The organism is Spongiactinospora gelatinilytica, assembly GCF_003236385.1.
Lineage (GTDB): Bacteria > Actinomycetota > Actinomycetes > Streptosporangiales > Streptosporangiaceae > Spongiactinospora > Spongiactinospora gelatinilytica.
Map to the genome: position 1 here is coordinate 1 of NZ_POUA01000024.1, position 22804 is coordinate 22804.

At 73.0% G+C, this 22804-nt stretch carries 22 protein-coding genes; 8 read left to right on the top strand and 14 right to left on the bottom strand.

Annotated elements, in window-relative coordinates:
* Both C1I98_RS05215 and C1I98_RS05220 read left to right on the top strand, forming a co-directional pair.
* On the top strand, positions 1-2817 hold a 2817-nt coding region (locus tag C1I98_RS05215), incomplete at its 5' end, for an SNF2-related protein (RefSeq protein ID WP_233507191.1).
* 7 nt (positions 2818-2824) lie between these two features.
* Positions 2825-3628 carry an SWIM zinc finger family protein gene (locus C1I98_RS05220; protein ID WP_111165960.1) on the top strand — a complete coding sequence of 268 codons (804 nt, stop codon included), beginning with the start codon at positions 2825-2827 and terminating at the stop codon, positions 3626-3628.
* Here the strand turns inward: C1I98_RS05220 and C1I98_RS05225 are convergent.
* Entirely contained in the window at positions 3625-4275 is a 651-nt protein-coding gene (locus tag C1I98_RS05225; protein ID WP_111165926.1) for a response regulator, read from the bottom strand. The two genes, C1I98_RS05220 and C1I98_RS05225, sit on opposite strands and share 4 nt — an antisense overlap.
* A complete protein-coding gene (locus C1I98_RS05230; protein WP_111165927.1) occupies positions 4257-5465 on the bottom strand; it encodes a sensor histidine kinase in 1209 nt (402 codons plus the stop codon). The genes C1I98_RS05225 and C1I98_RS05230 overlap by 19 nt, the downstream gene beginning before the upstream one ends.
* A gap of 110 nt (positions 5466-5575) precedes the next feature.
* Here C1I98_RS05230 and C1I98_RS05235 point away from each other — a divergent pair, with 110 nt between their 5' ends.
* From C1I98_RS05235 to C1I98_RS41185, 3 genes are all read left to right on the top strand, one after another.
* Positions 5576-6322 (top strand): ABC transporter ATP-binding protein, encoded by a 747-nt coding sequence (locus tag C1I98_RS05235; protein ID WP_111165928.1) that lies wholly within the window; start codon positions 5576-5578, stop codon positions 6320-6322.
* Positions 6323-6551: 229 nt separating this feature from the next.
* Positions 6552-8582: an ABC transporter permease gene (locus C1I98_RS05245; RefSeq protein WP_199536735.1), complete on the top strand. Its 2031-nt coding sequence runs from the start codon at positions 6552-6554 to the stop codon at positions 8580-8582.
* A 538-nt stretch (positions 8583-9120) separates the two neighbouring features.
* Entirely contained in the window at positions 9121-9258 is a 138-nt protein-coding gene (locus C1I98_RS41185) for a hypothetical protein (protein ID WP_158557919.1), read from the top strand.
* Here C1I98_RS41185 and C1I98_RS05250 read toward each other — a convergent pair.
* Positions 9245-10159 (bottom strand): LysR family transcriptional regulator, encoded by a 915-nt coding sequence (locus tag C1I98_RS05250; protein WP_111165931.1) that lies wholly within the window; start codon positions 10157-10159, stop codon positions 9245-9247. The two genes, C1I98_RS41185 and C1I98_RS05250, sit on opposite strands and share 14 nt — an antisense overlap.
* A 117-nt stretch (positions 10160-10276) precedes the next feature.
* On the opposite strand from C1I98_RS05250, the gene mdlC reads away from it, so the two are divergent.
* Together mdlC and C1I98_RS05260 are read left to right on the top strand one after the other, a co-directional pair.
* On the top strand, positions 10277-11857 hold the full coding sequence (gene mdlC / locus C1I98_RS05255) for a benzoylformate decarboxylase (RefSeq protein WP_111165932.1): 1581 nt from the start codon (positions 10277-10279) through the stop codon (positions 11855-11857).
* 77 nt (positions 11858-11934) lie between these two features.
* A complete protein-coding gene (locus C1I98_RS05260) occupies positions 11935-13149 on the top strand; it encodes an MFS transporter (protein WP_111165933.1) in 1215 nt (404 codons plus the stop codon).
* Between the two features lie 12 nt (positions 13150-13161).
* Here C1I98_RS05260 and C1I98_RS05265 read toward each other — a convergent pair whose 3' ends face one another.
* From C1I98_RS05265 to C1I98_RS05305, 10 genes are all read right to left on the bottom strand, one after another.
* On the bottom strand, positions 13162-13668 hold the full coding sequence (locus C1I98_RS05265; protein WP_111165934.1) for a GNAT family N-acetyltransferase: 507 nt from the start codon (positions 13666-13668) through the stop codon (positions 13162-13164).
* Positions 13669-13738: 70 nt separating this feature from the next.
* Positions 13739-14038, bottom strand: a complete 300-nt coding sequence (locus C1I98_RS05270; protein WP_111165935.1) for a VOC family protein — start codon at positions 14036-14038, stop codon at positions 13739-13741.
* A gap of 36 nt (positions 14039-14074) precedes the next feature.
* Positions 14075-15256, bottom strand: coding sequence for an alpha/beta hydrolase family protein (locus C1I98_RS05275; protein WP_233507192.1), 1182 nt, complete (start codon positions 15254-15256; stop codon positions 14075-14077).
* Between the two features lie 35 nt (positions 15257-15291).
* Positions 15292-16728 carry a S41 family peptidase gene (locus C1I98_RS05280; RefSeq protein ID WP_111165937.1) on the bottom strand — a complete coding sequence of 479 codons (1437 nt, stop codon included), beginning with the start codon at positions 16726-16728 and terminating at the stop codon, positions 15292-15294.
* Positions 16725-17783 carry an ABC-2 membrane transporter-related protein gene (locus C1I98_RS05285; protein WP_111165938.1) on the bottom strand — a complete coding sequence of 353 codons (1059 nt, stop codon included), beginning with the start codon at positions 17781-17783 and terminating at the stop codon, positions 16725-16727. Before C1I98_RS05285 ends, C1I98_RS05280 begins: the two co-directional genes overlap by 4 nt.
* Entirely contained in the window at positions 17780-18685 is a 906-nt protein-coding gene (locus tag C1I98_RS05290; RefSeq protein WP_111165939.1) for an ABC transporter ATP-binding protein, read from the bottom strand. The genes C1I98_RS05285 and C1I98_RS05290 overlap by 4 nt, the downstream gene beginning before the upstream one ends.
* Positions 18682-19074 carry a GntR family transcriptional regulator gene (locus tag C1I98_RS05295; protein ID WP_111165940.1) on the bottom strand — a complete coding sequence of 131 codons (393 nt, stop codon included), beginning with the start codon at positions 19072-19074 and terminating at the stop codon, positions 18682-18684. Before C1I98_RS05295 ends, C1I98_RS05290 begins: the two co-directional genes overlap by 4 nt.
* Before the next feature lie 84 nt (positions 19075-19158).
* On the bottom strand, positions 19159-19335 hold the full coding sequence (locus C1I98_RS41190) for a DUF6203 family protein (protein WP_158557920.1): 177 nt from the start codon (positions 19333-19335) through the stop codon (positions 19159-19161).
* 39 nt (positions 19336-19374) lie between these two features.
* Positions 19375-20604, bottom strand: a complete 1230-nt coding sequence (locus C1I98_RS05300; RefSeq protein ID WP_267898019.1) for an APC family permease — start codon at positions 20602-20604, stop codon at positions 19375-19377.
* A gap of 121 nt (positions 20605-20725) precedes the next feature.
* Complete coding sequence (locus tag C1I98_RS05305) at positions 20726-21316, bottom strand: TetR family transcriptional regulator (protein ID WP_199536736.1); 591 nt, start codon at positions 21314-21316, stop codon at positions 20726-20728.
* Between the two features lie 54 nt (positions 21317-21370).
* Here C1I98_RS05305 and C1I98_RS05310 point away from each other — a divergent pair, with 54 nt between their 5' ends.
* Positions 21371-21877 carry a Rossmann-fold NAD(P)-binding domain-containing protein gene (locus tag C1I98_RS05310; protein WP_111165941.1) on the top strand — a complete coding sequence of 169 codons (507 nt, stop codon included), beginning with the start codon at positions 21371-21373 and terminating at the stop codon, positions 21875-21877.
* A 13-nt stretch (positions 21878-21890) separates the two neighbouring features.
* On the opposite strand, the gene C1I98_RS05315 is transcribed toward C1I98_RS05310, so the two are convergent.
* Positions 21891-22586 (bottom strand): DUF998 domain-containing protein, encoded by a 696-nt coding sequence (locus C1I98_RS05315; RefSeq protein ID WP_111165942.1) that lies wholly within the window; start codon positions 22584-22586, stop codon positions 21891-21893.
* Between the last annotated feature and the right edge of the window lie 218 nt (positions 22587-22804).

The window sequence follows — 22804 nt, forward strand, 5'->3', positions numbered from 1 at the left end:
TTCCACGGCACCCTCCGCCCCTACCAGGAACGCGGCCTGTCCTGGCTCTCCTTCCTCTCCACCCTCGGCCTCGGCGGCATCCTCGCGGACGACATGGGCCTGGGTAAGTGCATCGCCCCCGACTCTCCGGTCTTCGTGAACGGCACACTGGTCGAGGCGGAGCGTGTCTGGGCGCGGTTCAGCGGCCCGACGACCTTCGACGGAGAGGGCGAATGGGCGGTTCCCAAAGCGCCGCTGATCACCAACTGCGTCGACGCCTCGGGCCGGATGGCCACCGCGGCGATCACCCGGCTGTACCGGCAGCACGTCCGTGAACGGCTCCGGCGTGTCCGGCTGGACGACGGCAGCGAACTCACGATCACCGCACGGCACCGCCTCCTCGGCCTCGGCGGCTGGACCAACGACATCGCGCCGGGCGACCGGATCTGCGTACCGAGGCGTCTGAACTGGACGGGCGGCCCCGCAGACCCCGACCTCACCGTGCTGCTGGCCTGGCAGATCGCCGAGGGGCACGAGTCTCGGACCGGCGACCTGCGCATCTATCAGAAGGACCCCGCAGTCCTGCGATCGCTGCACGATCGCGTGTACGCCGTCGGCGAGCGCTTCGGCTTGGCGGTCAACACGCCCACTGTGCGCCGCGACAGAAACGTCCACGTGTTGCGGATGTGCAGCGCGGACTACGCGAGGTTCCTCGCTCGACACGGTTACCGGTGGGGACAGCGGTCCGCCGGAAAGCGGATCCCCGACCTGATCATGTCGGCCGACGACCTAACGGTCCGTACCTTCCTGCGGGAGTACTTCTCGGCCGAGGGAAGCGTGCTCGGTGGCATGCGGGTGATCGAGATCGGTTCCGCGTCGCCCTGGCTCATGGCGCAGCTCGCCACACTGCTGCGCCGTTTCGGCATCTGGCTCCACAGCACCGAGAAGATGAAGCACGCCACCAACGGCACCGGCATCAGGCACCCCTACCGCATAGGCGTCATCGGCGGGCCGGCGCTGCGCGCGTTCCGCGACCTCATCGGTTTCGCCGACCCCGTCAAGCAGGCCAAACTCGACGCGCTCTGCGCGAAGCCCGCCTACAGCAACGTCGAGGGCGTTCCCGGTTCCGATCTGCTGTCGGCCGCGTACTCGCTCACCGGCCTCCCGCAACGGCACTTCGGCGTCGGAACCGTCTATTTCTCCGGCTCTCAGGAATTGTCCCCCGCCACCGCGACCGTCGCCGCCATGGACGGCATGCTGTCCGGCGAATCGGAACGCGGCTACCGAGCACGGCCCCGTACCAAGTGGACCGAGGCGGTGTGCGCCGCCTACGCGCCCCTGGACCGCCCGGCCCTGTCGGCGATCCGCGACGAACTGGCCCGCCGTGCCTCACAGGAGGTGTTCTACGCGCGCGTCGTCTCGGTCGAGGAGATCGACTATGAGGGCCACGTCTACGACTTCGAGGTGGCGGGCGAGCACAACTTCGTGGCGGGCGGCATGCTCTGCCACAACACCGCGCAGACCCTGTCGCTCCTGCTCAACGAGCGGGCCGAAGGAGCCGTGGCGCCGACGTTGTTGGTGTGTCCGATGTCGGTGGTGACGAACTGGCACAAGGAGGCCGGGCGGTTCGCGCCGTCGTTGCGGGTGTACGTGCATCACGGGGGGAGCAGGAAGCGGGCGGAGGAGCTGGACGAGGCGGTGGCGGGGGCGGATTTGGTGATCACGACGTACGGGACGGCGTGGCGGGACCTTGAGGCGTTGCGGGCCTTCGCGTGGGGGCGGGTGGTCTGTGACGAGGCGCAGGCGATCAAGAACAGCGCGGCGCGGCAGGCGCAGGCCGTACGTTCGCTGCCGGCCAGGACGCGGCTGGCGCTGACCGGCACGCCGGTGGAGAACCACCTGGCGGAGTTGTGGTCGATCATGGAGTTCTGCAACCCCGGGCTGCTCGGCCCGGCGCGGCGGTTCAAGCAGCGTTATCAGGAGCCGATCGAGGCGCGCAACGACGAGGACGCGGCCAGGGCGCTGAAGCGGGCGACCTCCCCGTTCGTGCTCAGACGGCTGAAGACCGACCGGACGATCATCACCGACCTGCCGGACAAGCAGGAGATGAGGGTCTGGTGCACGCTGACGCCCGAGCAGGCCAGCCTGTACCAGGCGGTGCTCGGCGACATGATGGCGAAGATCGACCAGAGCGAGGGCATCGAGCGGCGCGGCAACGTGCTGGCCACGATGACCCGGCTCAAGCAGGTCTGCAACCATCCGGCGCACCTGCTGAAGGACGGCTCGCGGCTGGCCGGGCGGTCGGGGAAGCTGGCCCGGCTGGAGGAGCTGGCCGCGGAGATCGTCGAGGAGGGTGACAAGGCGCTGGTGTTCACCCAGTACGCCGAGTGGGGGTCGCTGCTCCAGCCGTACCTCGCGGCGCACCTGGACCGCCCGGTGCTGTGGCTGCACGGCGGGCTGCCCAAGAAGAAGCGCGACGAGCTGGTGGAGCGGTTCCAGACCGACGAGGAGCCGATGCTGTTCCTGCTGTCGCTGAAGGCGGCGGGCACCGGCCTGAACCTCACGGCGGCCAGTCATGTCATCCATGTGGACCGCTGGTGGAATCCGGCGGTTGAGGACCAGGCCACCGACCGGGCCTTCCGGATCGGGCAGACGAAGAACGTCCAGGTGCGCAAGTTCGTGTGCGCGGGCACCCTGGAGGAGCGGATCGACGAGATGATCGAGCGGAAGAAGGCGCTGGCCGAGCGGGTGGTGGGCACCGGCGAGGAGTGGATCTCGGAGCTGTCCACCGATCAGTTGCGCGAGCTGTTCGCGCTGGGTCCCGAGGCGGTGAGCTGAGGTGCCGATGGGGCCCGAGGGGTGGTACGAGGCGACCGCGCCGATCCGGGTGGAGGGCGGCATCCGGGCGCGCAGCAAGCGCGGGTCGATCGGCGCGCAGTGGTGGTCGCGCCGGTTCATCGACATTCTGGAGGACATCTGCGATCCGGGGCGGCTGACCCGTGGCCGGTCCTATGCCCGCAAGGGCCAGGTGATCTCGCTGGACCTGCTGCCGGGCGAGGTGCGGGCGAGCGTGCAGGGGTCGCGGCCGGAGCCGTACGACGTGGTGGTGGAGATCGAGGCGTACGACGAGGCGATGTGGGCCGACGTCGAGCGGGCCCTCGCCGGGCAGGCGCTGTACCGGGCCAAGCTGCTGGCCGGGGAGATGCCGGCGGAGATCGAGGAGGTCTTCGACTCCCTCGACCTGCGGCTGTTCCCGAACGAGCTGGAGATGGAGTGCTCCTGCCCGGACTGGGGGATTCCGTGCAAACATCTGTCGGCGGTGCTGTACCTGCTGGCCGAGGCGTTCGACGACGATCCGTTCCTGGTGCTGGCCTGGCGCGGCCGGGCGCGCGATGACCTGCTGGGCGCGCTGCGCGGGCAGGCGGAGGAGGAGGCCGCCGATCCGCTGCACGTGCCGGACGAACCGCTGGCCGAGCGATTGGGCGACTTCTACTCCCCGGCGGTGCCGCTGGGCCGGCTGCGCCCCCGCCCGGCCACGACGGCGTCGCCCGACATCCTGCTGCGCGCGCTGGAGCCGCCGCAGGTGCGGGTGCGGCACATTCCGCTGCTGGACATCCTGCGCCCGGTCTACCGCGGGTTCGCCGACTAACCACGCAGGTACGCGAGCACGGCGAGCACCCGGCGGTGGTCGTCCGCGGCCGGGGGCAGGTCGAGTTTGGCCAGGATGCCCGCGATGTGCTTGGAGACGGCCGCCTCGGTGACCACGAGGGTGCGGGCGATGGCGGCGTTGGAGCGTCCTTCGGCGACCAGGCCGAGCACTTCGCGTTCGCGGGGGGTGAGCCGGGCCAGCGGGTCGCGGCGGCGGCCGAGCAGTTGCCTGACCACCTCGGGATCGACGACGGTGTGGCCGGCGGCGACCCGTTCCACCGCCCCGGCGAACTCCGAGACGTCGCCGACGCGGTCTTTCAGCAGGTAGCCGATGCCGCCGCTGCCGCCGCCGTCGAGGAGTTCGGCGGCGTAGGTCTGCTCGACGTACTGGCTGAGCACGAGCACGGCGAGGCCGGGCCGTTCGGCACGCAGCGCGAGGGCGGCGCGCAGACCCTCGTCGGAGTAGCCGGGCGGCATGCGGACGTCGGCCACCACGATGTCGGGCTCGTGTTCGCGTACGGCGGTGATGAGCGCCTCGGCGTCGCCGATCGAGGCGACGACCTGGTGGCCGAACCGGTCGAGCAGCCCGACCAGGCCCTCGCGCAGCAGTACGGCGTCTTCGGCGAGAACTATTCGCAGCCCGGGCACGGAATCTCCACGCGCAGTGAGGTCGGCCCGCCGCGCGGGCTGGACAGGGTCATGACGCCGTCGGCCACCGCGACGCGGTCGGCCAGCCCGGCGAGGCCGGACCCGGCCTCGGGGTCGGCCCCGCCCACGCCGTCGTCGCAGATCTCCATGGTCAGGGCGCCGTCGCGCAGCCGGCCGTGGACCAGGCCGCGCCGGGCCCCGCTGTGCTTGGCGAGGTTGGCCATGGCCTCGGAGACGACGTAGTAGGCGGTGACCTCGGCCAGGGGCGGCAGCCGGCCGGGAAGGTCCACATCGACGTCCACGGGGACGGGCGAGCGTCCGGCCACGTCGAGTACGGCGGCGCGCAGCCCGCGGTCGGTGAGGACCTTGGGATGGACGCCGCGGATCAGTTCGCGCAGCTCGGCGAGGGCGCGTTTGGCCTCCTCGTGGGCCTCGGCGACCTGGGCTTCGGCCGGCGAGCCCGGCGGCAGGTCCAGCCGGGCCAGGCCGAGCCGCATGCTGAGCGCGACCAGTCGTTGCTGGGCGCCGTCGTGCAGGTCGCGTTCGATCCTGCGGCGTTCGGCCTCGAAGGCGTCCACGAGCCTGGCGCGGGAGCGGATGACCTCGGCGTCGCCGGGGGCGAGGACCGCGCGGGTCATCAGCGCCCGCGCGCCCGCCCACGCGGCGATCGGGTACGCCGACAGCGGGATCATCAGCAGCCCGCCGAGGGCCACCAGGTAACTCGTGGGGGCCTCGCCGCTCGGCTGGAGCGGCGCGGACATCAGCAGCAGCGGCACCCAGGTGGCGAGCCCGACGAAGCCGAGGTCGATCCACCACAGCGCGAGCAGCGCCAGCATGGTGAAGCCGAGATCGCGCCAGGTCGCCGGGTCGCGCAGCCGGGTGGCGAACCAGGCGCGCGGGCCGCGCCGGGGCGGCTCCCGGCGCGGGTCGGCGGCGGGGGCGAGATCGACCAGCCGCAGCCGCCGCCGTTCCAGCCGGGCCGCCGGGAGGCCGAGCAGGGCCACGGCCAGCACCGCCGCGCCGCAGGCGAGCGGGACGCCGAACCGGTACGCGATCATGATCACGCCCGTAACGACCACCGCGAAGACCCCGCTGACCAGCAGGTAGGCCAGCGACCGCCACGGCCACGACGACCGCAGGAAGGCCGACGGCCTGCGGGTCAGCGCGGAAAGGGAGGTACGGGGTGGCACGCACTCGACGGTAGCCGACCGTGCCGGGTGCGGCAGTAGTGCTGGGTATAGCCCCGATCCTCGTTCCAGCGCCAATGTGCCGGCGCGGCGTGGCCGGTTGGCTTGGCCGCATGGATGTCAAAGAGACCGTCCGGCTGTGGTCGGTACGCAGGCTGTACGGCACCGCCGACCGGACCGTGAGAGCGCTCGACGGCGTGACCGCGTCCTTCCACCCGGGCACGCTGACGGCGGTGATGGGGCCGTCGGGGTCGGGCAAGTCCACGTTGCTGCACTGCGCGGCGGGCCTGGACCGCCCCACTGAGGGGAAGGTCGTCATCGACGGGACCGATCTGGGGGAACTCGACGAGACCGGGCTGACCCTGCTGCGGCGTGAGCGGGTGGGGTTCGTGTTCCAGGCGTTCAACCTGGTGTCGGCGCTGACCGCCGAGCAGAACGTGGCGCTGCCGCTGAAGCTGGCCGGGCGGCCGATCGCCCCGGCGGAGGCACGGGCCGCGCTGGCCGAGGTCGGGCTGGCCGAACGGGCGGGGCACCGGCCGAGCGGGCTTTCCGGCGGGGAGCAGCAGCGGGTGGCGATCGCCCGGGCCTTGATCACCAGGCCGGCGGTGCTGTTCGCCGACGAGCCGACCGGGCAGTTGGACACCAAGACCTCCAGGCAGGTGCTGGGCATGCTGCGCGACCTGGTGGACAACCAGGCGCAGACGGTGATCATGGTGACGCACGACCCGGTGACCGCCTCCTACGCCGACCGGGTGCTCTTCCTGGCCGACGGGCGGTTGGTGGACGAGTTCACCACCGGTGTCACGGCCGAGGCGGTGGCGGCGCGGATGGCGAACCTCGAGGCGGTGGCCTCGTGCTGAAGACGCTGAGCGTGGCGTCCGTGCGGGAGCGGTGGACGGCTTTCACGGGCGGGTTCGTCGCGCTCCTTCTCGGCGCGGCGATGGTGTCGATGACCGGGCTCGCGCTGTTGTCTGCGGGTCCGGAGGTGCCGGGCCGGCTTCGGCGCGGGACGGGCACGCCTGGTCCACGGCGGCGCTGGGCGCCTACCGGCTGGTGTCCGGCGCGGCGCCGGGGCGCGGGGAGGTCGCGGTGAGCCGCGCGCTCGGCCTGGCGGCCGGTACCGAGGCCACCGTGCTCACCGTGCGCGGGCCGGAGACCTTCCGGGTGTCGGGCACGGTGGACGGGCCGGGCGTCTACCTGAGCGACGCCGACGCGGCGGCGCTGGCCGAGGGCGTGCGGGTGATCGGGGTGGTCACCGAGCCCGGCGCGGACGTCGCGGCGGTCGCCTCGGCCGTGCGGGCGGCGGCGGGCGCGCAGGGGCGGGTTTACACGGGCGAGGCGCGCGGCGCGCTCGAATCCCGCGACGACGAGCGGACCCGCTGGATCGGCATGCAGGTGCTCACCGGGATGACCGTGCTGTCGGCGTTCGTGTCGGTCTTCGTGGTGGCCTCGACGTTCGCGTTCGGGGTGGCGCAGCGGCGGCGTGAGTTCGGGCTGCTGCGCGCGGTGGGCGCGACGCCCCGGCAGGTGCGCCGGATGGTGTACGGCGAGGCGCTGGTGGTCGGCGGCGTGGCGGCGGCGTGCGGGGTGGCGCTCGGCGCGGTACTCGGACCGTCGCTGGGCGAGCTGCTGGTCGCCGCCGGGTTCGAGCCGGTCGGGTTCGAGGTGCGGGTGTCCGCGCCGCCGCTGGCGGGGGCGTTCGCGGTCGGTGTGCTGGTGGCGCTGCTCGGGGTGTGGTCGGCGGCGCGGCGGGCGGCGCGGGTGCGCCCGCTGGAAGCGCTGCGCGAGGCGGCGGTGGACGACCGCCCGATGCCGCGCGGCCGGTGGATCGCCGGTGCCGGATTCTGCGCCCTGGGCGTCGCGGCGGCGTTCGGCGCGGCCGTGGCGGGGCCGGAAGGGCTGGTGACCAGCGGCCTGTACGCGGCGATGGCGATGATCGTCGGGGTGGCGCTGCTCGCCCCGGCCGTGGTGCCGTTCGTGGCCAGGGCGCTGACCTGGCCGCTGAACCGGGGGCGCGGCGCGCTGGGGATGCTGGTACGCGAGAGCGCGCTGACCGCGATCCGGCGTACCGCGTCCACGGCCACGCCGGTGCTGGTCACGGTCGGATTCGCGGTGCTGATCACCGGCATGGTGCAGACCACGGCGGCGTCGTTCGCCGCGGCGCGGACCACCACGATCAGGACCGAAGCGGTGATCATGCCGGACGGCGTGCCCGGACTGTCGGACGCGGCGGCGGCGGCCTCCGGCGGGGAGTCCGCGCTGTTCAGCGCGCTGTACGAGGCGAACGGTGAGGCGCTGAGCGCGATCGGGGCGACGCCCGCGCTGCTGGAGCGGGCCGGTGAGGTGCGGGCGGTGTCGGGTTCGCCGGCGGCGTTGGGCGGCGACCGGGTGTTCGTCTCGCCGTGGCTGGCGAAGGAGCGCGGCCTGCGGGCCGGTTCGGCGCTGCGGGTGGCGTTCGAGGACGGCACGCCGGGTACGCTGCGGGTCGAGGGGGTGGCCGAGGGCGTCGGGGCCGACGTACTGCTGGCGCGCGACACGGTCAGAGCGCACGACAAGGCCGCCCTGGCGGACGTGGCGTACGTCGCGCGGGCGACGCCCGTGCCGCCCGGCATGGGCGCGCGACCGGCGGACCTCGACACGTACGCCGCGCAGGCGGACGCCGACGAGGACCGGCTGGTGTGGACGTTCACGCTGCTGCTGGTGGCGGTGTCCACGGCGTACGCGGCGGTGGCCGTGGCCAACACGCTGATGATGGCGGCGGGCGGCCGGCTGCGGGACCTGCGGGTGCTGCGCCTGTCGGGGGCCACGAGCCGGCAGGTGCTCGGCACGGTGGCCGCCGAGTCGGCACTGGCGGTGATCTTGGGCACCGGCCTCGGCCTGGTGGTCGCCATCCCGGCGCTGCTCGGCCTCCGCTCCGGCTACGGCGACCTGATCGGCAGGCACGTCCCGTTGGTCGTGCCGTGGGGCCTGATCGCCGCTGTGGCCGCGACCTGCCTGGTACTGGCCGCGACCGCGGCCGTCCTGGCATCCCGCCCCGCCCTCACCGTTCGCGAGCGGCCGCACGTTCGCACGGGTGTCACGGTCAAGCGTCGTCGTGACGGTTCCGAGATCCCCCGCTGACCCCCCGCCGGCTATGGCCACTCGGCCGGATGGCCGGGCGATGCCGGCCGTCCGGCCGATGATCGGGCGTGCCCTTCGCTTCTAGCCTCGGCTGGGTCGTCATCGAACCAGGGGGAGAAGATGCGGATCGTCTCGGCGATCGGGCTGGGGCTCGTGCTGCTGGCGGGGAGTACGCCGGCGGTCGCGGCCTCTGGCCGGGATCTGCTGTCGGGCTATGGACGGCAGAGCGTGCGGTGGGGAGCGTGCCCGCCGGCGCACAAGGAGTTGCGGGAGGCCGGGGCGCGGCGGTGCGGGCGGGTCCGGGTGCCACTGGACTACGCCGATCCCGGCGAGCCGATGATCGAGATCGCGGTCTCGCGTATCAAAACCAAGGGGCCCCGGCGCGGGATCCTGCTGGCCGATCCGGGTGGTCCCGGCGGCACCGGGCCGGCGTACGCCCTGGACCTGCGGCCCGCGCCCAAGGGCGTCGCCGACCGGTACGACCTGATCGGCTTCGCCCCCCGCTTCCTCGGCGACAGCACGCCGATCACCTGCGCTGGTGAGCGCCGACATCAGGGCGCACGGCGTCTACGGGCGCGGCGCGGTGGGACTGCCGCCGGTGGCCTGCGCCGACCGCGCGGTGAACGACTACCTGGCGGGCGGGCCGCTGCCGGACCGCGACCTCACCTGTCCGTGACGGCGGACCCGTCGCCCAGGACGTCGCGCATGAAGGCGACCAGCCAGTGCTGGGCGGGGCTGCGCGCGTGGGAGTGGCGGGCGTACACCGACACGTGCACCGGCTCGATCTCCAGGGGCAGCTCCAGCAGCCGCACCCGATGCTCGGCCGCGAACACCTCGGCCACGTTGCGCGGGACCATCGCCACCAGGTCGCTCTGCCGTACCAGGTACGGCAGGGCGGCGAACCTGGTCACCTCCAGCGCCACCCGGTGCAGCAGCCCCTGCTCGGTCAGGGCCCGGCGCGGCCCCTCGTGCCCGGTCGGCCCGAAGACCGTGACGTGCCGTTCGGCCGCCAGCTCGGCCGCCGAGACCCGATCGCCGCGCAGCCGCGGGTGGCCGGCGCAGACCATGCCCACGTAGTCCTCGGTGAACAGCGGGATGCGGGTCACCCGCCGGGAGCCGATCAGCGGCGAGGCGATGAAGGCGTCGATCTCGCCCCGGCCGACCTGGTCGGGCGCGTTCACCACGTCGAGCGGCCGGACCCGCAGGGTGACCCCCGGCGCCCGGCGCGGCAGCGCCGCCATGAGCCTGGGCAGCAGGGAGACCTCCCCCAGGTCGGACAGGCACAGCGTGAACGTGGTGTGCGCGGCCGGGTCGAACGTGCGGGCCCCGCTGACCGCCGTCTCGATGCCGGAGAGCGCGGCGTGCAGCGGCTCGTAGAGCTGCCTCGCGGTGGTGGTCGGCACGAGCCCGCCGCTGCTCCTGCGGAACAGCTCGTCGCCGAACCTCCTGCGCAGCTTCTGCAGCCCGTAGCTGATCGTCGGCTGGGTGACGTGCATCGACTCGGCGGTCGCGGTGACGCTGCGGGTCTCGTACAGCAGCACGAACGTGCGAACGAGGTTGAGGTCGAAATCACGCATTATCGATCCTGTCTATAACACCTCGCCGGAACATCTATTGGAACACGACCCCACCGCCTTCCTAGTGTCTGTGTCACAAGGTGGCCTGTGTCACAGCTCCGAGGAGGGTTTCGTCCGATGCCAACCGCCCGCCAGATCGTCCACGAGTTCCTGGAACGCCGTGGGATGACCACGATCTTCGGCAATCCCGGCTCCAACGAACTTCCGTTCCTGGCCGAGCTGCCCGGTTCGTTCAGATACGTGCTGGGGCTGCACGAGGGCGCCGTGGTGGGCATGGCCGACGGATACGCCCAGGCCACCGGCCGCCCGGTACTGGTCAACCTGCACGCCGCCGCCGGCTCGGGCAACGCGATGGGCGCGCTCACCAACGCCGTGTACTCCCGCTCGCCGCTGGTGCTGACCGCCGGCCAGCAGGTACGGCAGGCGATCGGCCCGGAGGCGATGCTCGCCAACGTCGAGGCCACCCAGCTGATGCGCCCGCTGGTCGGCTGGGCGGGCGAGCCCGCCTGCGCCGCCGACGTGCCGAGGTCGCTGGCACAGGCGGTGTTCGAGGCCGAACTGCGCCGCCGCCCCACCTACCTGTCGGTCCCCTACGACGACTGGGACGCCGAACTCGGCGGCAACGCGCTGGTCACCCTCGACCGCGACGTACGGCGGGCGCTCACCCCCGCCGAAGCCGACCTGGCCGCCCTCGCCACCGAGGTCGCCGAGGCCGCGAACCCGGTCCTGGTGCTCGGCGGCGACATCGACACCGCCGGTCTGTTCACCCGCGCGGTCGCCCTGGCCGAGCACCTGGAGCTGCCGGTGTGGGTGGCGCCCTCGCCGTTCCGCCTGCCGTTCCCCAACCGGCACCGGCTGTTCCGCGGCGTGCTCCCGGCCGGGATCGGCGCGCTGTCGGACCGGCTCGCCGGGCACGACCTGATCCTGGTGCTGGGCGCCCCGGTCTTCCGCTACCACCAGCACGTCCCGGGGCCGTACCTCCCGGAGGGCGCGACCCTCGTGCAGGTCACCGACGACGCCGAGGCCGCCGCCCGCGCCCCGATGGGACGCTCGCTGGTCGCCGACCCCGGAACGGTGATCGAAGCGCTGCTCGGCCGGGTCGCCGGGCGGCCCACCGGGCAGGGACCGCGGTTCGCGCCCAACGAGGAGCCCGCGCCCGCGCCCCGGGACCTGCACCCCGAGCAGGTGTTCGCCGCGCTGCGCGAAGCGCAGGCCCCAGGCACCACGTACGTGGTGGAGTCCACCTCCACGAACGCCGCCTGGTGGCGGCAGGCGGACCTGCGCGAGGAGAGTTCCTACTTCTTCCCCGCGGCCGGCGGGCTCGGCTTCGGCCTGCCCGCCGCGGTGGGCATGGCGATGGGCCGCCCGCAACGGCCGGTGGTCGCCGTGATCGGCGACGGCTCGGCGAACTACGGCATCACCGCGCTGTGGACCGCCGCCCACTACCGGGTGCCGGTCACGTTCGTGATCCTGCGCAACGGCAGCTACGGCGCGCTGCGGTGGTTCGGCGACCTGCTGGGCACCCCCGACGTGCCGGGCACCGACATCCCCGGCCTGGACTTCACCCGCATCGCCGAGGGGTACGGCGTGCCGGCCGCCACCGCCGCCGACCTGCCCGACCTGCGCGCCAGGCTCAAGGGGCCGGCCGACGGCCCCCGGCTGATCCAGGTCGACACCCACCTCACCACCCCGGAGTGACGAGCCCCGGGCGACCACAGGGCCGGTAGGTCGCCCGAGCACCCCCCACGGCCCCGCGAGACCGAAGGAGTACGGCCTTGACCACATCCCCCCAACGCCCGGCCTGGACCGCGGCCCTGTGCTGGCTGACCGTCCTGATCGAAGGCTATGACCTGGTCGCGCTCGGCGCGGCGATCCCCACGCTGCTGCGCACCCATGAGCTGGGCTTCACCCCGGCCGGGGCGACCGCGGTGGCCACCGTGTCGCTGGTCGGCGTGGGCATCGGCGCGGCCTGCATCGGCCCGCTCACCGACCGGTTCGGCCGGCGCGGCATGCTGATCTGGTCGGTGCTGCTGTTCTCGCTGTTCACCCTGGCCATCCCGCTGTCGCCGAACGTCGCCGTCTTCGGCGTGCTGCGGTTCGCCGCCGGGCTGGGCCTGGGCGCGTGCATGCCGGTCGCGCTGACCATGATGTCGGAGAGCCTGCCGGAGCGGCGCCGGGCCAGCGCCAACACCGTCACCATGACCGGTTACCACGTCGGCGCGGTGCTCACCTCGCTGCTGGCGCTGGCGGTGGCCGGCGACTGGCGGGTGCTCTTCTACGGCGGCGGGATCGTCGGCCTGCTGGTGGTGCCGGTCATGTGGCTGCGGCTGCCGGAGTCGGCCGCCTTCCTGGCCGCCCGGCAGGCCCCCGAGCGGGACCGGGTACGGCCGCGCGACCTGCTCGGACCGCGGTTCCGGCGGACCATCCTCACCGTGTGGGCGGGCTCGTTCATGGGGCTGCTGCTGGTCTACGGGCTCAACACCTGGCTGCCGCAGCTCATGGCCACCGCCGGTTACCCGTTGGCCACCTCGATCTCGCTGCTGCTGGTGCTCAACGTGGGGGCCATCGCCGGGCTGCTGGTCGCCGGGGCGGTCGCCGACCGGTTCGGCATCAAGCGCGTCGCGGTGATCTGGTTCGCCGCCGCCGCGCTGCTGCTGGCCGCGCTGAGCCTGCGGGTGGACAGCGAACCGCTGCTCAACGTGCTGGTGCTGCTGACCGGGGTGTTCGTGTTCTCCGCCCAGGTGCTCATCTTCGGCTATGTGGCCCACTACTTCCCCGCGGCGGCCAGGGGCACCGCGCTCGGGCTCACCTCGGCGGTGGGGCGGCTCGGTTCCATCCTCGGGCCGTTCGTCACCGGCATGCTGGTGACGGCGGGCGTCGCCTACCCGTGGGGGTTCTGGTTCTTCGCGGCGGTGGCGGTGCTGGGGATGGCCGCGATGGCGACGGTCGCCGGGCGTACGGCCCCGGCCTCGGACGTGCGGGTCGCCTGACCGATCCGGGGCTCACAGGTCGCGGGCGTACCGGTCGAGTTCGGTGCCGTCCTCGTCCTTGGTGCGCCCGGTGAAGGCGAAGCCGGACCGCCTGGCGACCGCGACGGACGCGGTGTTGGCCGGCTCGACCTTGATCTCCGCCAGCCCCGCGCCGCGCGCGGCGGCGTAGCCGCAGGCCAGGTGGACCGAACGGGTCGCGATGCCGCGGCCCCGGAAGGCCGGGTAGAGCCCGTAGGCGAGGCTCACCCGGCCGCGGGCCTTCGCCTCGAACCGCAGGTCGATCGTGCCCGCCAGCGCGCCTTCGGCCTCCAAATGAACGCCGAAGGCGAGCAACGGCCCGCCGGCCGTCCAGTTGCGCGTGCACTCGCGGATGTAGACCTCGGCGCCCTCCCGTGTGCCCGGCCCCCCGTTGAGCCACCGCACCAGCTCCTCGTCCTCCCCGGCCAGGTGCGCCTCCAGGTCATCGAGACACAACGGCGACAGCGTGACCACCCCGTCGGACACCCGCACATCTGCCATGCACCGACTACTAACGACCCGGGGCCCGCGACGGCAACCGATTTACTCGGCCATTGAGCAGAACGCGCCATTACCCGATCTCCTGTGCGTAACGATGACACCGTCCGGCCCGCAACTGGGTCACGGTGGCGTCGATGTCGTCACAGGCGAAGGTCAGATAGGCCCCCTCCCCCGGGCTCTTGCCGAAGGCCGCGGCACTGTGCAGGGTGATCGAGGTCTGCCCGCCGGGCGGGGTGACCTCCACCCAGCGCGCGCCGGGCCACTTCTCGGCGTCCATGGTCTTGGTGAAGCCGAGCTTGCCGACGTAGAAGTCGACCGAGCGCTGCTGATCGGTCACGTACATGACGGCGACGCTGATATGGGTGATCACATCATCCTCCCTCGCGCGAAAAGCCGAGGATAACGGCTAGGCGCACCCCTTCAGGGCGCAGTGCTCGACCTCGGGGTACCGTGGCGACGGTTCGTCCAGCAGCGGCTGCGGCTCGCCGCGCAGGTGCCGGTCGAGGAAGGCCCGGACGTACGTGCGGGTGATCTCCACCGAGCGGGCGGCGGGCGTTCCGCCGGGAGCGCGGGCGCCGAGGGCGTCCCCGAACAGCGGCACGTCGGTGAAGGACTGGTGATCCGCGCCGGGCAGCACCAGCCAGCGCTTCCAGCCGGTCAGCAGCTTCCAGTCCCGCTCCCAGGAGCCGTCCCGGCCACCGGGCCGGTGCCCCGCCGACCCCAGGAACAGCAGTGGCCTGGCCAGGCCGTCCTTCTTCGGGATCCGCGCGTACGTCGTGCCGTCCATGTCCACGCCCGCACGTACCCGGCGGTCCGCCAGCATGGCCGCCACCGCGCTCGCCCCGCCGATCGACTGGCCGACCATCGCGATCTTCGTCCGGTCGATCAAGCCCTGCCACCGTGCGCCCGGCCCGGTCAGCCGGTCCAGCACGAAGGAGACGTCGGCCGCCCGGACCCCGACCACCTTCGTACCGAACCCGGGGTCGGTGTCGCTGTCGCACGCGACGCACTCGGCGACCCGTCCGTCCGGGAAGGTCGTCGCGTGGTTCTCGTGGGTGTGGTCGATGCCCGCCACGACGTACCCGGCGGCGGCCAGCCCCTCGGCCAGAGCGGTGAGCGTGCCGCGCGGCATGGTGAACCCCGGGGAGAGCACGACCAGCGGCAGCGCGCGCCCGGCCGGCTCCGCCCCGGCGAACGCGTTGGTGCGGGTCCTGCTCAGCAGGTCGTACGGCACGCCGGTGATCCGCTTGCCCTTCAGCGTCAGCTCCGACTCCCGCGCGCTCATGTAGGGGGCCGGCTTCCCCGTCCGAGCCTCCGTCGGGTACCACAGGGTGACCATCAGCTCCCTGGCCTTGACCTCGGGCACCCAGGGGTCGGGGCGGGAGGCGTCCTTCAGGTGGAGCGTCGTGCTGCCCACCCGGTGCGGGCCCGCCGGTGCGGGCAGTACGGGAGGGCCGGTGGGCGAGGGGCTGGAGGTCGCGGCGACGGTCCTGGGCGGGGCGGGCGCGGCACAGGCCGCCGCGAGCACCATGACTCCCACGGCGAGCATGCCGCGCGGCATCGGCCTCGATCTGATGGCATGCCTCATCGAACGGTCCGCCTTTCGGTGATGCTTCAGGGTGGTCAGCCGCGCAGCAGGGTCAGCGCCTTGGCCAGGGCGGCATCGCGTCCGGCGGCGGCGTCCTTCGCGGCCGGCGGCACATGGTGGTGCGGCGCGACGCCGATCCGGTCGATCACCTCGCGGCCGGGCGCCAGGTGGCGCCGGCTCGGGAGGGTCAGGACGGTGTTGTTGCCGAGCAGGTACGGCTCGGCGGGGCCGGGCATCGCGCCCGCCGTACGGGTGCCGACCAGTGTGCCGAGGCGCAGGTCCTTCACGACGGAGCCGAAGTGCTCGCACGCCGAGGCGCAGCCTCGGTCGATGAGCACGACCAGCGGCAGGCCGACCAGCGGAACGGTGTCATCGGTCCGCATGGTGTCGCACGTGCCGTCCACCCGGCACAGGTAGGCGGTGACCTCGCCGTGCGCGAACCCGCCCAGCAGCCGGTTCACCTCATTGGGGCTGCCGCCGCCGTTGCCGCGCAGGTCCAGCACGAGGCCGGTCAGCGTACGTCCGGCGCGCAGCCGGGCGATCTCCTTGAGCACCCGGTCGGCGGCGTCGGGCCCGAAACCGCCCAGCCGCACGTACGCGACGTCGTCGTCCAGGACCTTGGCGGTCACCGGCCGCACGGCGTCGGGGTCGGGCTGGAACAGGCCGGGCTTCAGCGTCACCGTCCGGCTGGAGCCCTCGCGCCGCACCTGGAGGCGGACCGGATCGGCCTGCGGGTACTGCGGATAGAGCGCGGCGATGGCGGCGGAGGTGACCTGGCCGCCGATGAAGGGGGCCGATCCGTCGATCGACGCGATGACGTCGCCAGGCCGCAGCCCCGCCTTCTCGGCCGCCCCGCCCAGCACGGCGGTCACGAACAGCGGGGGCAGCGCGACACCCGGGTTCTCGCCGACCTGGGCACGGAGGCTGGTCCGAAGGCCCAGGCCGTACTGGTCGCCGTCGTAGTAGCCGGGCGGAGGGCGGCGGCCCGGCGCCCACCGGGCGTGGTTGTCGCCGAGGGCGGCCACGACGGCCCGCAGGGTGGCGGCGGCCAGCTTCTCGCGCAGTTCACCGTCGTCCGGCAGCCGGCCGGTGACCCGCCGGTAGGCCGCCTCGAACGCCGCCCAGTCGGCCGCGCGGTCACCGCCCAGCGCGGGCATGGTGGCCTCGGGCAGGTCGTGCCCGGCGCGGTTGAGCTCCTGGGTGAAGGCGGCGAATCCGGCGAGCAGCAGCGACCGGGCGTCCAGGGTGGCCCCACTGTAGTGGTAGGCGAGGATGCAGAGGTACGCCTGTTCGACGACGTCGATCGTGACCGGCGTCTGCGGCCCCGGATCGGTGCCCCGCGGCGGGTGCGCGCAGGCGGACGTGCCCGCCTCGGTCGCCCGGACGGCCTCGGCGCGCGGCGGCGTCTGCCCGGTGCAGGCGGTCAGCAGGAACAGCAGCGCGAGCCCGGCCGCGACGCCTTTGCCGCTCATGACAGCCGCCTGCGGACCCAGCGGAGGCAAAGACCTGTCAGGGCGAGCGTGAGCAACGCGTACACGCCGGTCTCGATCCACTGGAAGGCCCAGAACCGCTCGAACGGGTGATAGGTCGCCGCCTGCCGGTAGCCCAGCCGGTTGATCTCGGCGACGCACGTCTCCATGTGCCCCTTCGGGCTCCCGGCCCCTTCCTGACGGGCGCACGCTCCCGACGCCACCGAGATCGGCAGGGCGGCCTCACCGGTGCCGTCGTCGATCGGCCGCCCGGCGGGGTCGAGCAGGCGGCTGGACAGGACCCAGGCCCCGGTCTGCCCGGGAACGGCCGATTCCAGGAGCATCCTGGGCGAGCCGTCGTCGGGGACGAGGAACTGGTCGATGTTGACCGGGCCGAGTTCGACGACCGAGCGGACCGGGGGCATCAGGTGCGGCCGGACCAGGGACGGCATGGCGATCTGGATCGCCGCGAATACGACCAGCGTGAGGGCCATCGCGGGCAGCGTGCGGCGGACCAGGATGCCCACGGTCACGCCCAGGATGAAGGCGAACGCCGCGTACCCCACGGGCGCGATCCCGCGCGCGCCGAACACCAGCGGGTCCATCATCGTGAACCCCGGCTCGGCGGATCTGTCCAGCGGGCCGGACCACCACGTCACCGCCAGGCTGGCGATCCCGGCGGCGGCCATCGCGGCCAGGCCGGTGATCCCCAGTTTGACTGCCAGCCAGCGGGTGCGGGTGATGGTCTGGTTCCACACCAGCAGGTGGGTGCCGGCCTCCAGCTCGTGGGTGATCAGCGGCGCGCCCCAGAACAGCCCCGTCACCGCGGGCAGGACCAGCACGATCACCGTGACGCCCAGGAACGGGGTCTGGTACTCGTCGAAGAACCGGTCGAAGAAGCGCGTGCAGTCGCCGTCGCGCAGGCAGCCGGTGATGCCTTCGGCGTAGCCTGCGGCCAGCCCCGGGCCGGTCAGCGCCAGGGCGGCGGCCAGTACGACGAGCGCCCCGGACACCATCGCGGCCCCGCCGCGCAACTGCCGCCAGGTGAGCCAGATCATCGCCGCCCCTCCAGGGTGATCGCGCGGGCGGGCTCGTCCGTGTGCTGATCTGCCTGCCGGTCCATGTAGGCCAGGACGAGATCCTCCAAGGTGAGGTGGCTGACCGACCAGCTCGGATCGAGGATCGGGCCGTCGGCCCGGACGATGACGGTGCTCTGCCGGTCGGCGTGGCGGGCGGTGATGACGTGCTGGTCGGCGGGCAGGCGGCCGGGCTCGCGGCGCGGGCCGCTGAGCCGGTGGTGGGTCGCGAGCAGCCGCTCGACCTCGCCCGCCACCCGCACGCGCGAGCCGGTCAGCACGATCAGGTGGTCGCAGGCGCGTTCCAGGTCCGACAGCAGGTGGGAGGAGAGCACGACGCTGAGTTCGTACTCCACGACGGCCTCCATCAGGCCCTGGAGGAACTCGCGGCGGGCGAGCGGGTCGAGCGAGGCGACCGGCTCGTCCAGGAGCAGCAGCCGGGGACGTTTGGCCAGGCCCATGGTGAGGGCGAGCTGGGCGCGCTGCCCGCCGGACAGGCCGCCCGCGCGCTGCGCGGGGTCCAGTCCGAGCCGTTCGATCCGCTGCCTGGCGAGGCCGGCGTCCCAGCCCGGGTTGAGCCCGGCCCCGAGCCGCAGGTGGTCGGCGACGGTCAGCCTCGGGTAGACCGGGGTGTCCTGGGCGACGAACCCGATCTTGGCCAGTTGCGCCGGGCCGTCCGCCGGACGGCCGCCGAGCACGGTGATGCCGCCCGAGGTCGGCGCGAGCTGACCGGCCGCCAGCTTGAGGAACGTGCTCTTGCCCGCCCCGTTGGGGCCCACCAGCCCGACCACCCGCCCGGCGGGGATCTCAAGGGTGCAGTCGCGCAGCGCCCATCGCCTGCCGTACTTCTTGCCGAGTTCCTGGCTCTGCAATATCGGCGTCACGCTATGTCCTCCTCCGCCGCGCTCCGGAAGGTGGTCGAGAACAGGGCCTCGATGCTCTCGTCGTCCAGGCCCGCGAGCCGCGCCTTGGCCAGCCAGCGGCGCAGCTCGCGGCGCAGCGGCTCGTGCGCGGCCAGCGAGGCGTTGGCCAGCGTGCGCGTCACGAACGTCCCGACCCCGGGCCGGGCGGCCACCAGTCCCTCGTGCTCGAGTTCGCGGTAGGCCTTGAGCACGGTGTTGGGGTTGATCGCCAGCCGCGCCACCACGTCCTTGACGGTGGGAAGCCGGTCCCCCTCGCGCAGCAGGCCGAGCCGCAGCGCGTGCCGTACCTGATGGACCAGTTGCAGGTACGGCGAGACCCCGGACCGGGCGTCCAGATGGAACTCGATCACCCTACCTCCATTTATCTAGGTATCTAGTACTTTAGAGGTATAGAGGTTAAGGGCGCATAAGGACGTGTGTCGGCGCGGGCCGGCCTACCAGAGGGCGGTGGGGTGTTCCGGGGTGTTCTGCGGCCTACGGGAAGGATCGGCCTGCTGCCGGCGGCGCTGCCTGCGGCGACGGCCGAGCAGCCAGCCTGCCGCGAGGGCGGCCAGGCCGAGCGGGGTGCGGATCATGCGGCGGGCGAGCAGGAGTTTCAGGAAATTCACCATGGCGAACGCCTGCCCCGGGGCGGGCCCGGCAAGCCTCGGCTACCGGCCGGGGCGGCCTCGCCGTACCGCCCAGAGCGCGCCGCCCACGCAGAAGAGCGCGACTCCCGCGATCACCGATGTGAGCGGGAGCGTGAACGCCAGTACCAGGCACAGCACCACCCCCGCCGCCGGCACGACCTTGGGCGGCGCGCCCTCCTCGCGCGACAGCGTGAGGGCCGAGGCGTTGGCGATGGCGTAGTAGACCAGCACCCCGAACGACGAGAACCCGATCGCCTCGCGCAGGTCGGCCACCAGCACCAGGGCGATCACGGCCACGCCGACCGCGAGTTCGGCCCGGCGCGGCACCTGCCTGACCGGTTCGACCGCCGCCAGGCCCACCGGCAGGTGCCGGTCGCGGGCCATCGCGAGCACGGTCCGTGACACGCCGAGGATGAGCGCGAGCAGTGCCCCCAGCGCCGACACCGCCGCGCCCACGCGGACGACCGGCGCGAGCCACCCGGCCCCGGCCGCCGTGGCGGCGTCGGCGAGCGGCGCGGGCGAGGCCGCGAGCCCCGCGGGTCCGAGTACGGCGAGCGCGGTCCCCGCCACGGCCGCGTAGACGACGAGCGTGATGCCGAGGGCGATCGGGATGGCCCGGGGGATGGTGGTCGCCGGGTCGCGTACCTCCTCGCCGAGCGTGGCGATCCGGGCATATCCGGCGAAGGCGAAGAACAGCAGCCCGGCTCCCTGGAGGACGCCCCAGGAGGGCGCGTCCTGGAAGACCGGCAGCGCGACCGCCCCGCTCGCGCCCACCAGCACGACGGAGGCGAGCACCAGCAGCACGGCGGCCACGATGATCCGGGCGGCCAGGGCGGACTTGTGCACACCGAACAGGTTGAGCGCGGTGAGCCCCGCCACGGCGGCGACCGCCGCCCACCGGCCGTACTCGGGCGCGAGGTAGATGCCGAACGTCAGCGCCATGGCGGCGCAGGAGGCCGTCTTGCCGGTGATGAACCCCCATCCGGCCAGGTAGCCCCACAGGTCGCCGAGCCGCCGACGCCCGTAGACGTAGGTGCCGCCGGACTCGGGGTAGCGCGCGGCCAGCCGGGCGGAGGAGACCGCGTTGCAGTACGCGGCCAGGGCGGCGATGGCGAGCGACAGCGGGAGCCACGAACCGGCCGCGCCGGCGGCGGGCGCGAAGGCGCTGAACACACCCGCGCCGATCATCGCCGCGAGCCCCACGACGACGGCGTCACCAGTGCCGAGCCGCCGCGCGAGTTCTCCGTTCACCCGCCCTCCATCCCTGTCGAGAACCGCAAGCCTGCCTTCCCTCGTTGAACGCCGGGTGAACACCGGGCGGCGGTATGCAGGTCAGTCGGGTGGGGCGCAGGAGCCGGGGCTCCCGGGCAGGTCAGTGGGGAGGGGGCAGGCAGGCGGGGCGCAGGAGGGCGAACGCGCGGTCGACCAGGGCCAGGCGGTCGGCCTGGCCGTCCGCGTCGGCCCAGGCGCGGGACACGCCGTCGAGGGCCGCGCCCGCCGCCGCCGTGACCAGGTCCACGGTGAACGTGTCGAGACCGTGGCCCGGCCGGGCCAGCAGCGCACGCGTGATCAGCACGCGGGTCTCCTCGCGTTTCTGCGTGAACCGGGCGCGCAGCGCCGGGGTGGCCTCGATCAACCGCAGGCCGTCGAGCGCCTGCCGTTCGGCGTCGATCCGCTGCTCCCAGCCGCGCAGCACGGCGTGCAGGGTGTCCCACACGTCCTCGCCTTCGGGCCGGGCGGCGATCTCGTCCACGATCCGCTCCCCCATGAGATCCACGCGGCCGAGGACGACGTCCTCCTTGACCGGGAAGTAGCGGAAGAAGCTGCGTTTGGACATGCCGGCCGCGCGGGCGATGTCGTCGACCGTGGTCTCGTCGTACCCGCGTTCGGCGAACAGCCGCATCGCCGCCTCGGTCACCTCGGCCCGCACCGCCGCCTTGGTCCGCTCGCGTAGTCCTGTCACGCCCGTCACCCTACACCGGTTGACATGTGTGGCACTCGGTGTCACATTCAGAGCATGGATCTCAGCGAGAAGACCGTACTCATCACCGGCATCCCCGCCGGGCCGATCGACCTGGCCAACCTGCAAGCGGAGCGGCGGCTGCTCGGGTGGACGTTCAGCCACTACAACCACACCAAGACCATCCAGATGGCGATGAGCCACCGGTTCGCCGAGCTGGTGGGCGGCACCGGGGTGACGGTCAAGGTGGTCTACCCCGGGCACGGGTCCACGCCGATGAACCGGGCGATGCGGGTACGGAGCTTCCCATACGTGTACCGCCCGATCGCCCCGCTGGTGAAGCCGCTCGCCCCGATCTTCATGGCGGACCTCACCAAGCCCGCACGCTCCGGCATCCGGATGGCCACGGACCCGGCCCTTGAGGGGGTCACCGGCGCGTACTTCGGGCAGGACGGCCGGCGCAGGCCGTGGCCGTCCAGCGTGCTCGACGTGCGGGTACGCGACCGGGTGTGGTCCCTCTGCGAGGAACTGAGCGCCCGGACACTTGGACACCTGTCCCATTAGCCATGCGTTGGTCTCAAGCCGCGAGGGCCGAGGCCTTGTCGGCGGCCCGCTCGCCCACCGCGCCCCGCCGTACCGCGGCGGCCTTGTCCCGGCAGCGCAGCAGCAGGCTACGGCCGAGCAGTACCAGTACGCCCAGCTCGGTCACCACGACCAGCCGCTGCGTCAGGCCCGCCGGAATGTCATCGTTGCTCACCGGAATGCCCACGAACCGCAGCGCGTACGGCACGACCACGGCGACCAGGCAGACCAGCGCGATCCCGCAGAGCACCCGCATGGCCGTCGCCCAGCGGTCCCTGGTCACCAGCCGGGCCAGGATCAGCCCCGCCAGCGGCATGGCCAGGAACGCCACCAGCGCGGCGTACCTGTGGATGCCCCCCGACATCGACAACGGCACCCCCGGCCGGTCGGTGGGGAAGGCTCCCACCAGCATCATGCAGGCCCCCCACGCCGCGACCAGCAACGCCACCCGCCTGGACCCGGCGGACCGGACCATCGCCATCGCGAACAACGCGGCCCCCGCCGCGAAGCAGGTGAGCGACACGCCCAGCAACCAGCCGGCGGGCGCGAAGGCGTACTCACTGATCAACCCGTGCATCGGGTCCAGCCCGGCGGTCAAATGCAGCCCGAGCATCGCGACGGCCCCCGTGACCACCGCCGCGAACCCGGCGACGACCAATCCCTTCGTCCGGATTTGTACTTCAATCCCCATGGCTCACAAGGCTGGCGGGAAGGGGCGTAACGGGGTATCGGAGATCGCCCCAGACCCGGCCCTGACCCCTCCCTTAAGGCATCCCGGGGGAGATAGGGACAGCCATACCGGGGCACTTGCCGCAAAGCACCTGTGACCTGCCGTTTTCCCCTCGGGGGTAGGGCCAGCCCCATCAGGGTTCACCCCTCGCCCGCACCCTGGGAGCGGTACCGTGTCAG